Source organism: Burkholderia catarinensis (assembly GCF_001883705.2).
Lineage (GTDB): Bacteria > Pseudomonadota > Gammaproteobacteria > Burkholderiales > Burkholderiaceae > Burkholderia > Burkholderia catarinensis.
Genome location: NZ_MDEQ02000007.1, coordinates 129,286 through 143,523 on the forward strand (window position 1 = coordinate 129,286; position 14,238 = coordinate 143,523).

Genomic DNA, 14,238 nt, shown 5'->3' on the forward strand with positions numbered 1-14,238 from the left:
CAACCCCTGAATTCGTGAATCCTTGGTCGAGGTGAAAGATGAAGACCCAACTGATTGCAGCCCTCCTTGTTGCCGTATCGGCCTCCGTTGCCGCACCGGCGTTCGCCGGCGAAAGCAGCGTCACGCGTGCGCAGGTGCGTGCGGAACTGGCCGCGCTGCAGAAAGCCGGCTACCTGCCGAACCGCCCCAATGACCCGAACTACCCGGACAATCTCCAGGCGGCGCTGAGCCGGATTCGCGATAACGGTGCCACCGCGGTCGATACGCAGGCATCCGGTTACGGCAGCGACGCCGGCGGCGCAACGCAGTCCGGCAACAGCAACGCGGTTCGCGTCGCCGAGCGCTCGATCTATTTCGGTCATTGAGCGTCGCGCGATGAAAGCGTCGGGCAAATTAAAAATGCCAACGCGAGATGAGCGCTGCACAAAACTCTTGACGCTCGAGTTGACGAATTCATCGACAATCTCGCCGAAATATTGGCGTCGATTTGCACGAGTCGGAATGAAATTCGTCAACTCACGTTCAGGACTTCGAATCCAAAACATAAAATCCTGATCTTATGGAGGATTCTGCATCCAATGCTCAGGTGGCGGTTGTCCGCCCGCATGGTGCCCATCGATTCGAGGCGTTTGGCCCCGAGACTCGCTCGGCGCGCCACATGTTGGCTGCTGCAGGTCAAGCAATGCCGTGCTTTGCCGCTCATGCAGCCGTCAATAGACGCTTGCCTCGCCTGCCGGGCGGTGCTTGAACCGTCGGTGCACCCAGTAGTACTGCTCGGGAAACCGAAGGATCTGTTCTTCGAGAAAGGAATTCATCCTGCTCGCGTCGAGCGACTCGCTGCTTGTCGGATAGCTGTCGAGCGGCTCGAAGATGGTCAGCTTGTAGCCACGGAAATCCGGCAGCACTTCGGTAACGAACGGTACGACCCGCGCACCGCTCAGCTTCGCTAGCCGCGATACAGACGTCAACGTGCAGGCCTGCACGCCGAACAGCGGTGCAAACACCGAGCCCGTCGTGCCATGATCCATGTCCGCAGCAAGCATCACCGGAGTGCCCGCGCGCAGAAGCCTGACGAGGTGTTTCGCGCTCGCACTGCGTTCGATCATCTCGGCCCCGAAGCGTCCGCGCTGACGTTTGGCGAGATCGCACAAGCGACGGTTCGACATGCGCGTGTAGAGTGCCGCCACGGGCAGCGCCGACGAATAGAGCATGCAGCCCACCTCGATGCCGACGAAATGAAAACCCATGAAGATCGTCGGAGGTGCATCCGGGGCGTGGAGATCGATGCGGCTGTCCATCTCGACCAGGCGATTGAGCGACCGCGCGCTGCCGAACCACTGGAATCCGCGTTCCAGGTAGCTCCGTACGACGTGTTCGAAATGGGCACGCGCGAGAACGTTGCGCTCCTCGTCGGTCTTCAGCGGAAAGCAGAGTTGCAGGTTGACATGCACCACGTGTTTGCGTCGGCTCGGTACTCGGTAGAGCGCAGCGCCGATGCTGCTGCCGGCTCTCGCGACCAGCGAGTATGGAAGAAGAGACAGGAGCCGTAGCAAGCCAACCAGCAACCAATACCCGAGAATGTTCATGATGATGGACGTCCGTCTGTTGATTGCCCGGCGCCGCTCGAGTCGAGTGATGGAGTACGGGGGAATCGGGTTGTGTCGAGACTGTGCAAAGCAGTTGCTTTCGCAACCACATCAAACAGCGGCCGCGTGCCATGCCACTGATGGCAGGCCGCTTCGATCCGCGTTCGAAGCGATACACGATGGCGGGTGGGAAGTTCATCCACGCGATGCCGACCCGGACGGCGCGAATGCGCATGGCCTCCAGATAGCGCGCCGGGATCGGGCAGCGTGGCACATACGTGAACTGATGGAACGCACCCCCGGTAGCCAGGTGGCGCGCGAAGGCGCAGTGACCGATCGCGACGGCCGGTTCGACCGACATCGCGACGAGCGCCAACCCGCACACAATAGCATGCGCGCGATCCCCGCCGAAGAAGTCACGGCTGAGCGAGGCCGTCGACACCGAGCGCCGTTTCATCGGCGATGCGGCGCACGCGTTGCGCATTCCGCTGGCGGCGTTGTCAGCTCAGGCGGAAGTGGCGTTGCGGGCGGACAGTCTGGCGGACAAGGGCGAAGCGCTGCGTCGGCTGGCAACGGGCGTCGAGCGTAGCACGCGGCTATCCGGGCAATTGCTCGCACTGGCGCGGCTGGATGCAGGATCGCACTCCGAACAGCATGGGCCGGTAGAACTGTCGCGGCTCGTTGCGCTGATCGCGAGCGACTTCGACGCGGCGGCGCGGGTCGCGGTCGGGCTGGCGCGCGTTTGGGGTGATCTGGAGTGCCGCGCATGCGCGCCGTGCACATGACGCGATCGATGTTGCCACGACGCTACCTGTCCGGCCGATCCCGGTCTATGCTGTGCGACACGAAATCTTCAATCGAGGAGCAGCCGATGCCGGATGCCACGACCGGAAACACGACAGGCGATGCGCACGCGCTCGACCGGGTTGTCTGGAATGCGCTCACGGGCAAGCAGCGCCGCTTTGCGCTCGGCAATGAACGTGCGTGGCGGTTTCCGGCGGACATTGCACCGTTCGCCGCGATCGAGGACACGAGCGCGGCATCGTTCGACGCGTTGTGCGAGCTGATCGCCGCGCACGGGCCGGCGGCACTGGTCACGCCGGATGAGATCGAGCCGCCAGCGGGATTGTCGGTGATCCGGCGCGCGACCTTGCTTCAAATGGTTTGGCAAGGGACGCTCGACCCGGCGTATGAATCGGAGCATGTCACGCTCGCCGAAGCCGATGTGCCGGAGATGCTCGCGCTGACCACGGCCGCGCAGCCCGGCCCGTTCGGCCCGCGCACGTTCGAGCTCGGCAACTACATCGGCATACGCGGCGAAGGCCGGCTGGCCGCGATGGCCGGCGAGCGGATGCAGCTCGACGGGTATACGGAGATCAGCGCTGTTTGCGTGGATGCCGCGTTTCGGCGGCAAGGGCTTGCGGCGCGGCTGATCCGGTCGTTGATCGCGGCGATCGGTGCGCGCGCGCAAACGCCTTTCCTGCACGTCCTCACGACGAACCAGGTAGCGATCGAGCGCTACGTCGCGCTCGATTTTGTGGTCCGCCGCGAAATGCACCTGCTGGTGCTGGGCGATGCGCACGCATGACAACGCGGCCGACGCGATGCACGTGTCGGCCGCCTGTTGCCCGAGCGTGTTTATTCTTCGGTCGACCGGATCAGGTTGCCGCGCAGCGTGACGATCGCCTTCTGCACCTTCGCGAATTCGTCCGGCTTCAACCCGGTGGCCTCGACCAGATTCATGTCGAGCCCCTTCTCGCGTACCCGGCGGCCGCTTTTGGTCAGGCTGACGAGCACCTGGCGTTCGTCCGACGGATCGCGGTGCCGTTCCAGGTAACCCATCGCCTCGAGCTTCTTCAGGATCGGCGTCAGCGTATTGGATTCGAGGAACAGCTTCTCGCCGAGCTGGCCGACGGTCTGGTTGTCCTGCTCCCACAGCGCAATGATCGTGATGTATTGCGTGTACGTGAGGCCGAGTTCTTCGAGGATCGGCTTGTAGGCCTTGCCGAACGCGAGGTTCGCCGAGTAGATCGCAAAGCACAGGAACTCGGACAGCTTCGGCGCGTTGGGCGATGGGGCTTCGGTCGGTTTCATGGGCTTCCTCCAGCGACGCGAACGGTCGCAGACAACCGCATTATATATCGCATGCGATCTTATCGGAGGCATGATAATCGTTCTCGATGAACCGACGTGATGCGCGGTCAGCCCTGTTTGCGGCGCTTGCCGGTTTGCTGACGGCTCACCGACAGCAACGAGCATTGCACCGGATGCGCGATTTCGGTCGCGAGCCCGCCCGCGGCAAACATCAGGATCATCAGCCAGCGTTTCATGCGTCCTCCACGACCGAGAGGCTCGCGCCGTCGGCGACCGTCGCGTCGAGCGCATACGGATCGATGCCGTCGAGGCAGCCGAGATTGACGCGCCAGCATGCCGGGTCCATGCGGGTCTGATGGAACGGATAGACGCCGCAACGGCTGCAGAAATAGTGACGGGCCGTGTGCGTGTTGAAGCGGTAGCACGTCAGCGCGTCCTCGCCTTCGACGATCGTCAGGTCGGCGGCGGCGAACATCGGGCTCATCAGCGCGCCGCGCCGGCGGCACAGGCTGCAGTTGCAGCGGACCGCCGGCAAGACGGCCGCTCTGACTTCGAATTTGACGGCCCCGCAATGGCAGGACCCTTTGAACCAGGTTGCAGACATGACGGATTCCTTGAGAGGTCATGCCTGCTTTATAGCGGACGCCAGAACCTGCGTTGTATCGCACTGTATCCGCGGTCCGTGCAGATACAGAACATTGCAAATCGGCGGCTGGCTGCGCGCGGTGGGCCCGGCGATCGGCCATCGGTTCGCCGATCGCCGGCACGTGCGTGCGGCCTGCGGATCGTGCGATCAGTCCAGCGCGTGCTGCAGCCGCTCGATCGCGGCGCGCGTTTCGCGTTCGAGTGCGGCGAACAGTTCGGCGGCCGGCAGCGACCGGACGAGCGGCGCCGCCTGCCCGGCCCACTGTGCGCCGTAGCCGAATTCGCCCTTCGCCTTCGCGGCCGCATGCAGCGCCTTGCCCGCGTCGTACGCGATCGGATACGCGGGCGTGGCCGGCGCATGCGGATCGTCGCCGAGCGCAGTCAGCCGGTTCGCGATGCCGCGCGCGATCCGGCCCGAGATCGCGGACGTCAACGTCGTGCGGCGCGCCGCGTCGCCGAGGATGGCACGGCGATAGCCGTCGTCGATCGACGTTTCCGGGCAGGCGACGAACGCGGTGCCGAGTTGCGCGGCCTGTGCGCCGAGTGCGAGTGCGGCGGCAATGCCTTCGCCGTCCATGATGCCGCCGGCGGCGATCACGGGCAGCGCGCATTCGCGCACGATCAGGCGCGTCAGTGCGAACGTGCCGAGGCGATCGTCGTGTGCGGTCGAATCGAACACGCCGCGATGCCCGCCGGCTTCGATGCCCTGCGCGACGATCGCGTCGATGCCGGCGGCGGCGATCTGGCGTGCCTCGTCGAGATTCGTCGCGGACGCGAACAGCGTGATGCCCGCGCGCTTCAGCGCGGCGATCACGTCGGCGGACGGCAGCCCGAAATGGAAGCTGACGACGGCCGGCCTTTCTTCGACGAACATCGCCTGCATCGCGTCGTCCGCGACGAAACTCGTATAGATCTCCGACAGCGACGCGGGTGGCGTCGCGCCGTACTCGCCGAACGCGGGCGCGAGCCAGTCGAGCCATGCGCGTTCGACGGCCGCGTTGGCCCGGGCCGGACGGTGGCAGAACACGTTGATGTTGAACGGCCGGTCGGTGAGCGCGCGCGTGTCGCGGATCATCTTGCGCGCGCCGTCGGCGTCGGTTGCGCCGACGCCGAGCGAGCCGAGCCCGCCCGCGTTCGACACGGCTGCCGCCAGCGCCGGCGTGCTGACGCCGGCCATCGGCGCCTGGACGATCGGGGCGCGGATGCCGAGCGTGCGCAACAGTGAACGGTGGTCGGTCGGTTGATTCATGTCGCTTGTCTCCTGTTGGCGACCGAAGCGCGAACGCACCGCGTTGGCAGCACGTATCGCATTTCCGGTTTCACACCTAGAATAGCGGACGGTGAAACCGCATCCAAGGCCGTCAGCGCGCAGCGTTCATCGAACGCAGCGTCCGACATTCAAGCGGTTCCGCTGAATAACGAACAACATCATTACAACATTCATGAAAAGAAGAACATTTCTCGCGCTGCCCGCCGTGGCGGCGTCCGGCATGCTTGCCGGTTGCTCCAACGCCGACTTGGGTCCCGTCACCAATCGCATGATGAAGGACCCTGAATACCGGGAAACGCTGTCGGCGTTCCTGATCAGCGCAGACGGGAAGAAACTCGTCGTGATCGGCAAGCAGTATCACTACATTTTCGATGTGCCGCCGGGCCTCGCCGTTAACCTCACGGCGCCCTATCGCCCCAAGCTGTATACCGATTTCGACGATTTCGAGACGCACGGCGACAAGATCAGCGGACGCTACGTGTTGCAACTCTCGCACGAGGACGCACCGTCCGGTTCCGAACTCCGCGAGCGCGCACTCGCTGACGGTTTCAAGGACCGGGGCTATAGGCTGATGGAAAGCGGCACGATCAGCGGAAAGCGTTACCAGCCGAACGACGTTACGCCCTCGTCGATCCCGCAGGCGTTCAATCACGCCTACAACGTCAAGGTGATCGAGCGGCCGTCGGTGCTCGGCCAGGGCGCCAAGCTCGCGCTGTCGCCGATCACGATGGCGGCCGATGGTGCGGTGGGCCTGCTTGGCTTGGCACTGTTCCCGATCGCGCTCACCGCATTCATCATCGTCGCGCATTAACACCGGAATCGACGATGAAATTTCCTGCACGAAACCTGTTCCGGATCGGCTGCGTGGCCGGTTGCCTGGCATTCGCACAACACGCCGTCGCCGACGGCGACTGGGACGCCGCGCGCCAGGTCCGTACCGACTGGGTGTTTGCGTCGATGAAGGAAAGCGATGTGCGGCCGACGCTCGATCGCGCGCTGAAGGACCAGGTGCGCTGGGCCGACCTGCCCGGCAACGCGCCCGATGCAGGCGCGTTCCGCTGCACGAAGCTCGCGCTGCCGCCGCCGTCGGCCGAAGCTCAGGCCGCGTTCGACGCGGCGCCGTCGTCGCGCGGCCGCGATGCCGACAAGGCTTACGCGAAGGCCGCGTCGCTCGGCTCGTGGCGCGCGGCGGCGCGCCTCGTCAACAGTTCACTCGAAGACGAGGATTGGGAAGGCGCACAGCCGGCGATCGCGTGGCTGCTCGTCCATCACGTGCCGGCCGGATACAACAAGCTCGCGGACGTGCTGCAGGCCATGTCGGGCTACGACGGCGAAACGCCGGGCGAGCGCATGCGCGGCATGATCGCATCGTTGCGCTGGCGCGCGGCGCGCGAAGGTGATCCCGTCGCGCAGATGGAGATGGCCGATCTGTTCGAGAAGCTGGGCAAGAACGACCTGGTCACAGCATTGCGTGCGTGCGCGACGCAGCAGAATCCGGAACTGAAGTGAAGTGCGTCGCCGGTACGCCACTCGTGAAATTCGGCGTACCGGCGCGAGCAACGACATTGCCGCATCAGACTTCGTACCGCACCGCATGTGCGTCGGTCGGCAGCGGCGGATCCCAGCGCAGCAGCATCGCCTCGAGTGCGCGGTTCGTCAGCGACGTGTCGCGTCGCGCATTGCGGCGAAACAGTTCCACGCGCGGCTGTTCGAGGTAGACGAGCGTCACGTCGGCGTCGTACGCATACAGCAGGTCGAGCGTCTTCTTGCGCATCAGCGGCGACAGGTTCGTCGCATTCCATACGAACGGCCGCTGCGCGCGCAGCAACACCTTTGCTGCGTCGACCGCATGGTGCGCGACCGCGCCCTCGTTCTGGCCGTGACGCAGCCCCAATGCATCGCGCGCATCGTCGAACGACACGACCGGCAGATCCGGATGATGCCGTGCAACCCACGTGTTCTTGCCCGATGCCGGCAGGCCCGACATCACGACGACCGGCGAGCCCGGCGTGCGGAACAGCGGATAGTCGGGATGCACGTCCGCGCCGCGGAAGTAGCTGAGCGCCGTGTGTGCGTCGGCGAACGCACGCGGCTGGCCGTAACACCCCTCTTCCCGTGCCAGTTCGCGCAACAGCTCGATGTTGTCGAGTACGCGCTGCGTGTCGTCGCAGATGCGCCCGCGGATGTCGGCTTCGGCAAGCAGGCACAGCAGCGGAAGGCTGACCTGCCACGACAGTTCGCGCGCGATGAACTCGGGCGTGCCGCGGCGCGACCCGCTCATCGCGAAGAACGGCACCTGGTGCACGGCGATCATCCGGCAGATCGCCTCGCGGACCGCGAACGGCACGCCGGCATCCCACAGCGCGATGCGGGCGTCGATCGCCCCCTTGCGCGAGTGGCCGGGATGGCCGATCGCACCGGTGACGGGATCGACGACCGTCGTGCTGTACTTGGCGATGTCGTGCAGCAGCGCGGCCAGGAACACGATTTCCTGGTCGGCGCGCGACGCGGCCTGATAACCGGGCAGCGCGAGCAGCGCATCGATCACCATCGTCGTATGCGTCCACACGTCGCCTTCGCCGTGATGCGCAGGCTCCTGCGGTGTCGTTTTCGCGTGCTCGAGCGCGGGAAACGCCGCAAGACACGCGCGATAGTCCGGCTGCCGGCCGGGCGCAGGCACGAGTGCCTGCAGATGTTCGTATTTCATGATCGAGACTCCTGTCGAAGCGGCACGCGGCCGCTTCGCATTCATGGGTTCGGATGCGCAGCGGGGATCGATGTCCACGTCACCGTCGGGCGCGGCGCGTACAGGTCGACATCGGGCGCGAGCAGGTTCGGGATGAACGGCTGCTCCGAGTGATGGCGCGCCGAATCGAGAATCGCCTGCACGAAATCGTGGCGCACCCACTTCAGGCGTGCCGTCGTCGTGTCGTCGGTCTCGACCTTCACGTAGAGCCCCTCGGAGCGTTCCGACTTGTCGCACTGCTGCCATGCGCGCGCGAGGTCGAGCCCCTGCCGCCGCACGGTTTCCTCGAACGCGCGGCGCCAGTCCGGCGTCTTCGCGAGCGACGGGCCGAGCAGCGCCTTGAGGTCCGCGAGCCGCGTCGGCGCGACACCCTCGTACAGCACCGGTACCGACAGCACGGGCCCGTCGGCGAGCAGCGCGCGACGCGCGGGTGTCGACAGGAAGCGGCCCGTCGTGCGGTCGAACACGTCGAATTCGAAGAAGTGATGCGGCAGCGCGTCGTAGAACACCGCGTGCTTCTTGCTCATCGTTTCGCCGTACATCACGTAGCGATCGCCGAGGCGATCGAGCAGCCAGCCGGCATGGGCCGCCGCCCAGGTCTTCACGAAACCGAACTGCCGCTCGCGGCCGCCGCCGGCCAGATAGTGGCCGCGCGACTGCAGCAGCAGTTCGCCGGCCGGGCCGAAGCTGATGCCCGTGTTCGCGCCGTCGAGCTTTTCCTCGACGACGATGTGCGCGCCAGCGAGGGTGCGATAGGGAACGTGGTCGTGACCTTCGTCGCCGTCCTGCAGGCGCGAGCCTTCAAGGTGCGGCGTGCGCGGGTAGCGGGCGAGGTCGAGCGATTGCGCGTAGGCGCGAAAATCCAGCGTCATGGTCTTTCTCCGGAAACAGGGAAAAGGCCGACGACGTGAACGAACGGATTGGCGTGCGTTGCGGTGTCAGTGCGAGTCCGGGCGCGGCCCTGCGCTCATTGTTCCGGCGCTACGGCGCAAACGGAAACGGGCAGGACGACACGCGGCCGGGACGGCAGTCGTCGGCGTATCAGGCGAAGGGACGAATGTTTGCGGGCACTTGGATCACCGGTTCGATGAGGGTTCAGAGATGAAGCAGGCGGATGCTACGAAACGGCTTTTGCGCTGTCAAGCGCGGCCGGGCACATCCGTTGCGGTTGCCTGCATGCACCGAGCGCTTGCCGCGGCGTGCCGCGCGTGCAATCGATGCGCGAATGATCTGGAATCCTATGTGTATGTTTTTCGCCACATCGCACCCTGAATCGATCGACAGCGTACCGCCAGCCGCTTGCTGCGCCCGTCGCATGCATGCTAGAGTCGCCGCCATTCCGATCAACCCCTCACTCGCAAGGAGAAGAAAATCATGACGTCACGCCAACGCTCCTCCCGTCGCGGGTCGTAGTTCGGGTTTTTCGCGTCCGTCCGTTTCATCGTTCACGCTACGCAGCACACCGCATCGCCATCACGGCGATGAGCCGGATCGTTCCGGTCCGGTCGTGCCGCCCTTCTCCCGACTTCCGATGTCGGGCAGCGCATGCGTGCGCTGCCCGCGCCATGGCCCGCCGTTCTTCCTTTTCATCGAACGGAAACCTCCATGGGCAATTCCATGCAATACCTGGCCGAGCGCATCACGCTGTGCGCTTGCGCCAATACCTGGATCGAAGGTGAGGCCATCCGGCAGCTCGAACAGGCTGCCACCCTCCCCGGCATGCGGCGCGTCGCAGGCATGCCTGATCTGCACCCGGGACGCGGCTACCCGGTCGGCGCAGCGTTTTTTTCGACAGGCCGGCTATATCCGGCGCTGATCGGCGGCGACATCGGCTGCGGGATGGCGCTGTGGCAAACCGCGCTCGATGCGCGGCGCGTCAGCGCGTCGAAGCTCGCGAGCCGGCTCGGCTCGATCGACGCCGCGCCTGACGCAAGCTGGCAGCCGCTGATCGCGGCCGCCGGGTTCGCGGATCATGTGTTCGCGACGTCGCTCGGCACGATCGGCAGCGGCAATCATTTCGCGGAGGCGCAGCGGATCGACGCGGTGTACGACGCCGATGCGATCCAGGCGCTCGGTCTCGACCGAGACCACCTGCTGCTGCTCGTGCACAGCGGGTCGCGCGGCTTCGGCCAGTCGATACTCGAGCAGCACATGCGCGAGCATGGCTACAACGGCCTCGACGAGTCGGATGCCGCGTGTACGGCGTACCTCGCGCGTCACGATGCGGCGTTGCGCTACGCGATCGCGAATCGCGACCTGATCGCGCGGCGCATGCTGGCGCGCTGGCGCAGCGACGGCCGGTGCGTGCTCGACGTCAACCACAACCTGGTGAGCCGCGCGAGCGTCGACGGCGAGCCGGGCTGGCTGCATCGCAAAGGCGCGACGCCGGCCGACGCGGGGCCCGTCGTCATTCCCGGGTCGCGCGGCGATTACAGCTATCTCGTTGCGCCGGTGCGGCCCAACGATGTGGCGAGCCTCGCGTCGCTCGCGCACGGCGCGGGCCGCAAGTGGGCGCGCGGCGATTGCAAGGGCCGCCTCGAGCGGCGTTTCACGCCGTCGCAGCTCACGCGCACGCCGCTCGGCAGTCACGTCGTCTGCGAAGACCGCGAACTGCTGTACGAGGAGGCGCCGCAGGCATACAAGCCGATCGACAGCGTCGTCGACGCGCTCGAGGCGGCCAGCCTGCTGCGCAGGCTGGCGCGGCTCGCGCCGGTGCTGACCTACAAGACCTCCGGGGAGGGCTGCCGATGCTGATGCAGATTTCTTCGGCGCACGGCCCGCTGGAGTGCCAGCTCGCCGCGGCCAACGCGTTGCGGCGCCTGCAGGCGGAAGCCGATGCGCAACGCGTGGTCGTGACGGTGCTCGATGCGCAGCCCGGCGAACGGCCCGGCACGCTGCGCTCGGCGCTGTTCGATCTCAACGGCGACGCTGCGCCGGCGCTCGCGGACCGGTGGACGGGCACACTGCAATGGATTTGCGCGAGCCCGTACCGGTTGCGCCATCCGCGCAAGAACTGGTTTATCGGCGTCACGCGCTGTGCGGATGCGCAGCCGTTGCCGGACGGCGACGTGCGGTTCGAAGCGATGCGCGCACGCGGCCCGGGTGGCCAGCACGTGAACAAGACGAGCTCGGCCATCCGCGCGACCCATGTCGCAACCGGCCTGTCGGTGCGCGTGGAAAGCGAGCGCAGCCAGCATGCGAACAAGCGTCTGGCGCTGCAGTTGCTGCAGGTGCGACTGCAGCAGGAAGCCGACCATCACGCGTCGGATGCGCGCCGGCAGCGGCGGATGCAGCATTTTGCGCTGGAGCGCGGGAACCCCGTGCGCGTGTTCCATGGGGCGGCATTCGTGCCCGCCGATTGAGCACGGCCGGGTGGCCGTCGGCGGCGGTTGCGCCGGCGGCCGCGCATCGGGCCTCATGGTTTTCCCGATCCACCCGGCTGCGCGGGAGCGCGTCGGTTCCGGTGCGCCACCGCGCGCCGCGCAGGCTGCAACGGCCTGTCGCGCGAATCCGAGCCGCCGCGCGGTCCCTACCCTTTCTGCGCGGGAAAGGACGCTTGAAACATCCGCAATTATCACGTGCCGCCGATTTGCCCACCATGTGTCGGACGATCGGCGCAGCCCGCATGTCCGGCCCTTTCACGGGCGTGGCGGTGCCTGCCGCCGCGTCGTGCGGCCGGACGCGTTACGCCGGCCGCGAACGGCCGGCCCCGCGCCACGGCATATCGATAATCAGGAGACTTGATGAACAGCCAATCCCTCGATCTCGGCGGCAACGCGGGCGGACCCGCGTCCGCCCGACCGCCGGCCGCTCCCGCAGGCGTCGGCGCCGATGCGGCGGCCCTTCCCGGCCGCCGCGTCACGCTCGGCGATTTCATGGACGACCTGCCGGTCGGTGCGTTGCACCGGTTCGTCGTGTGGGTGATCGGCATCGGGCTATTCTTCGACATGTACGAGATCTTTCTCGTCAGTACGATCGGCTCCGCGTTGCAGAACGAATACGGGCTGAGCCGGCAAAGCGCCGATTTCAAGCTGCTGCTGGCATCCGCATTTATCGGCATGTTCGTCGGCGCGATGTGCCTCGGCAGCCTGGCCGACCGTATCGGCCGGCGCAAGGCGTTCCTGCTGACGCTCGTGTGGTACAGCGCGTTCTCGCTGGTCGGCGCGTTTTCGGTGAACGCCGACATGCTCGTCGCGTGCCGGTTCCTGACGGGCATCGGCGTCGGCGCGATCTATCCGGTCGCCGACAGCTTCCTGTCCGAAATCCTGCCGAAGGAAAAGCGCGGGCGGCTCGCCGCATGGGCCTATACGACTTCGTATGTCGCGGTGCCGCTCGTCGGCTTCCTCGCGCTATGGTTGAACCCGTTGCATGTGGTCGGCGTGGCCGGCTGGCGCATCATCCTTGCGATCGGCAGCCTCGGCGCCGTGTACGTGCTGCTCGTCCAGCACCGGTTGCCGGAGAGCCCGCGCTGGCTGCTCGCGCAAGGTCGCGCCGCCGAAGCGCACGCGGCGCTGCGGCGCTTCGCGGACGGCACTGGTGTAAGCGTGCCCGAGCAATTCGCGGCACCGGCCGAGCCGCAACGGCCGCTCGGGCTCGGCGAGCGCATCGCGCTGCTGCGCCGCGAACCTTACGGCACGCGCTACCTGATGCTCGCGATCTTTCACCTGTTCCAGGGCTTCGGCTACTACGGCTTCGGCACGCTGGCCGGCACGGTCGTGAAGAGCCGCGGCTTCGACGTGACGGACAGCACGCTGTTCATCGCGCTGTCGTTCATCGGTTACCCGATCGGTTCGCTGTTGTCGATTCCGCTGCTCAACTGGATCGAGCGCCGAACGCTCGTGATCGTGTCGATCCTGTCGATCGCCGTATTCGGGCTGTGCTTCGCCTATTCGGGCAATACCGCGCTGATCGTCGGCTTCGGGTTCCTGACGACCTGCGCGTCGAACGTGTTCAGCAACGCGTATCACGTGTACCAGGCCGAGATCTTTCCGGCGCGCGTGCGCTCGACGGCGATCGGCAGTACCTATTCGCTGTCGCGCATCGTCAGCGGGGCGCTGCCGTTCGTGTTGCTGCCGGTGCTCGGCAGCTACGGCGCGGGTGCGATGTTCGGCGTGATCTCGATCGCGCTCGGCACCGTCGCCGTCACGCTGCGCGTGCTCGGGCCGTTGACCACGCGGCGCAGCCAGGACGAAATCAATCCGGTGTGACCGTGGTTGATAGACCTTCGGCGGCCGTTGTCGGCGCGGAATCCACAAACCAGCTTCTGTCATCAGCTTCCTGACCGTCTCCTTAGCCATCCGAATGCCGTGACATTCCCAGAGCTTCTCGCAGGCCAGCGTCGGTCCGAAATCGGCGTAGCGATCGCGAATGATCGACAGTGCCCGGTCGGCTGCTCCTGGGTCCAGGCGACGATTGCCAGGCTTCGATCGGTGTCCCGACACCAAACCCGCCGGGCCATGTTCACGCAGCCGGGCGACCAGCCGGCGAATCTGCCGCGTCGTCAATTCCAGTCGTTCCGCCGCACGCCATGGCTTGAGCGTGCCGTCCGCCACGTCCTGAATGACCTTGAATCGGTCCAGCTCGCGCATCGTCATCGTGATCCGCTCCGTTGCAGCCATCGCAGCCTCCGGCGCCGGACACCCGGCGGCCGGTCAGCTTACGCGGCACGAAAGCGGACATTTCCATGTAGCCAAAAGCGGACATTTCTATCTAGCCACTACACGCCGACAACGACGATGACCTCTTTCATGGAATGCTCCTTTCAGTTCGTTCACGCTAGACTCCAGGCCCGGAGGTTTCAATCGAATAACCCTGCCAGATCTATCAACGTCTCGTGCAGCCGCTCCCGGCCGAACAGTACCGTACAAGCGAGGCCGGCGGTCGCCTCGGGGCGTCAT

15 protein-coding genes and 2 pseudogenes are annotated in these 14,238 nt (G+C 66.0%); 8 read left to right on the top strand and 9 right to left on the bottom strand.

Going from position 1 to position 14,238, the window contains the following annotated elements; translation table 11 throughout:
* Positions 1 to 38: 38 nt before the first annotated feature.
* Positions 39 to 365, top strand: coding sequence for a DUF4148 domain-containing protein (locus tag BFF94_RS13415; protein WP_128842670.1), 327 nt, complete (start codon positions 39 to 41; stop codon positions 363 to 365).
* A 345-nt stretch (positions 366 to 710) separates the two neighbouring features.
* On the opposite strand, the gene BFF94_RS13420 is transcribed toward BFF94_RS13415, so the two are convergent.
* Together BFF94_RS13420 and BFF94_RS37845 are read right to left on the bottom strand one after the other, a co-directional pair.
* On the bottom strand, positions 711 to 1,586 hold the full coding sequence (locus BFF94_RS13420) for a lipid A biosynthesis lauroyl acyltransferase (protein ID WP_128842671.1): 876 nt from the start codon (positions 1,584 to 1,586) through the stop codon (positions 711 to 713).
* Between the two features lie 160 nt (positions 1,587 to 1,746).
* Positions 1,747 to 2,013 (bottom strand): annotated as a pseudogene (locus BFF94_RS37845) (class I SAM-dependent methyltransferase); the annotation flags it as partial.
* A 28-nt stretch (positions 2,014 to 2,041) separates the two neighbouring features.
* Between BFF94_RS37845 and BFF94_RS13425 the strand changes: the two are divergent.
* Both BFF94_RS13425 and BFF94_RS13430 read left to right on the top strand, forming a co-directional pair.
* Positions 2,042 to 2,371, top strand: coding sequence for a histidine kinase dimerization/phospho-acceptor domain-containing protein (locus BFF94_RS13425; protein WP_281426130.1), 330 nt, complete (start codon positions 2,042 to 2,044; stop codon positions 2,369 to 2,371).
* Between the two features lie 86 nt (positions 2,372 to 2,457).
* A complete protein-coding gene (locus BFF94_RS13430) occupies positions 2,458 to 3,174 on the top strand; it encodes a GNAT family N-acetyltransferase (RefSeq protein WP_128842672.1) in 717 nt (238 codons plus the stop codon).
* Between the two features lie 50 nt (positions 3,175 to 3,224).
* Here BFF94_RS13430 and BFF94_RS13435 read toward each other — a convergent pair whose 3' ends face one another.
* The 4 genes from BFF94_RS13435 to BFF94_RS13445 all read right to left on the bottom strand — a co-directional run bounded on the left by BFF94_RS13435 (position 3,225) and on the right by BFF94_RS13445 (position 5,574).
* The gene (locus BFF94_RS13435) at positions 3,225 to 3,680 is read right to left on the bottom strand and encodes a MarR family winged helix-turn-helix transcriptional regulator (RefSeq protein WP_128842673.1); all 456 of its coding nucleotides are present in this window, start codon (positions 3,678 to 3,680) and stop codon (positions 3,225 to 3,227) included.
* 107 nt (positions 3,681 to 3,787) lie between these two features.
* Entirely contained in the window at positions 3,788 to 3,916 is a 129-nt protein-coding gene (locus tag BFF94_RS38200; protein WP_281426127.1) for a hypothetical protein, read from the bottom strand.
* Positions 3,913 to 4,284, bottom strand: coding sequence for a GFA family protein (locus BFF94_RS13440; protein ID WP_128842674.1), 372 nt, complete (start codon positions 4,282 to 4,284; stop codon positions 3,913 to 3,915). The genes BFF94_RS38200 and BFF94_RS13440 overlap by 4 nt, the downstream gene beginning before the upstream one ends.
* Before the next feature lie 189 nt (positions 4,285 to 4,473).
* Entirely contained in the window at positions 4,474 to 5,574 is a 1,101-nt protein-coding gene (locus BFF94_RS13445) for an NAD(P)H-dependent flavin oxidoreductase (protein ID WP_219139433.1), read from the bottom strand.
* A 193-nt stretch (positions 5,575 to 5,767) separates the two neighbouring features.
* On the opposite strand from BFF94_RS13445, the gene BFF94_RS13450 reads away from it, so the two are divergent.
* Together BFF94_RS13450 and BFF94_RS13455 are read left to right on the top strand one after the other, a co-directional pair.
* Positions 5,768 to 6,406 carry a 5-formyltetrahydrofolate cyclo-ligase gene (locus BFF94_RS13450; protein ID WP_128842675.1) on the top strand — a complete coding sequence of 213 codons (639 nt, stop codon included), beginning with the start codon at positions 5,768 to 5,770 and terminating at the stop codon, positions 6,404 to 6,406.
* A 14-nt stretch (positions 6,407 to 6,420) separates the two neighbouring features.
* Complete coding sequence (locus BFF94_RS13455; RefSeq protein ID WP_219139434.1) at positions 6,421 to 7,104, top strand: hypothetical protein; 684 nt, start codon at positions 6,421 to 6,423, stop codon at positions 7,102 to 7,104.
* 64 nt (positions 7,105 to 7,168) lie between these two features.
* Here the strand turns inward: BFF94_RS13455 and BFF94_RS13460 are convergent, their stop codons facing one another.
* Both BFF94_RS13460 and BFF94_RS13465 read right to left on the bottom strand, forming a co-directional pair.
* Entirely contained in the window at positions 7,169 to 8,302 is a 1,134-nt protein-coding gene (locus BFF94_RS13460; protein ID WP_128842676.1) for an AAA family ATPase, read from the bottom strand.
* A 41-nt stretch (positions 8,303 to 8,343) separates the two neighbouring features.
* Complete coding sequence (locus tag BFF94_RS13465; RefSeq protein WP_128842677.1) at positions 8,344 to 9,213, bottom strand: RNA ligase family protein; 870 nt, start codon at positions 9,211 to 9,213, stop codon at positions 8,344 to 8,346.
* Positions 9,214 to 9,946: 733 nt separating this feature from the next.
* Between BFF94_RS13465 and BFF94_RS13470 the strand changes: the two genes are divergently transcribed.
* From BFF94_RS13470 to BFF94_RS13480, 3 genes are all read left to right on the top strand, one after another.
* Positions 9,947 to 11,095: an RNA ligase RtcB family protein gene (locus tag BFF94_RS13470; protein WP_128842679.1), complete on the top strand. Its 1,149-nt coding sequence runs from the start codon at positions 9,947 to 9,949 to the stop codon at positions 11,093 to 11,095.
* Complete coding sequence (gene prfH, locus BFF94_RS13475; RefSeq protein ID WP_308286051.1) at positions 11,095 to 11,703, top strand: peptide chain release factor H; 609 nt, start codon at positions 11,095 to 11,097, stop codon at positions 11,701 to 11,703. The genes BFF94_RS13470 and prfH overlap by 1 nt, the downstream gene beginning before the upstream one ends.
* A 381-nt stretch (positions 11,704 to 12,084) precedes the next feature.
* Complete coding sequence (locus BFF94_RS13480) at positions 12,085 to 13,548, top strand: MFS transporter (RefSeq protein WP_128842681.1); 1,464 nt, start codon at positions 12,085 to 12,087, stop codon at positions 13,546 to 13,548.
* Here the strand turns inward: BFF94_RS13480 and BFF94_RS13485 are convergent.
* Positions 13,540 to 13,959: pseudogene (locus BFF94_RS13485) on the bottom strand (helix-turn-helix domain-containing protein); the annotation flags it as partial. The gene BFF94_RS13480 and the pseudogene BFF94_RS13485 overlap by 9 nt on opposite strands.
* Positions 13,960 to 14,238: the final 279 nt, after the last annotated feature.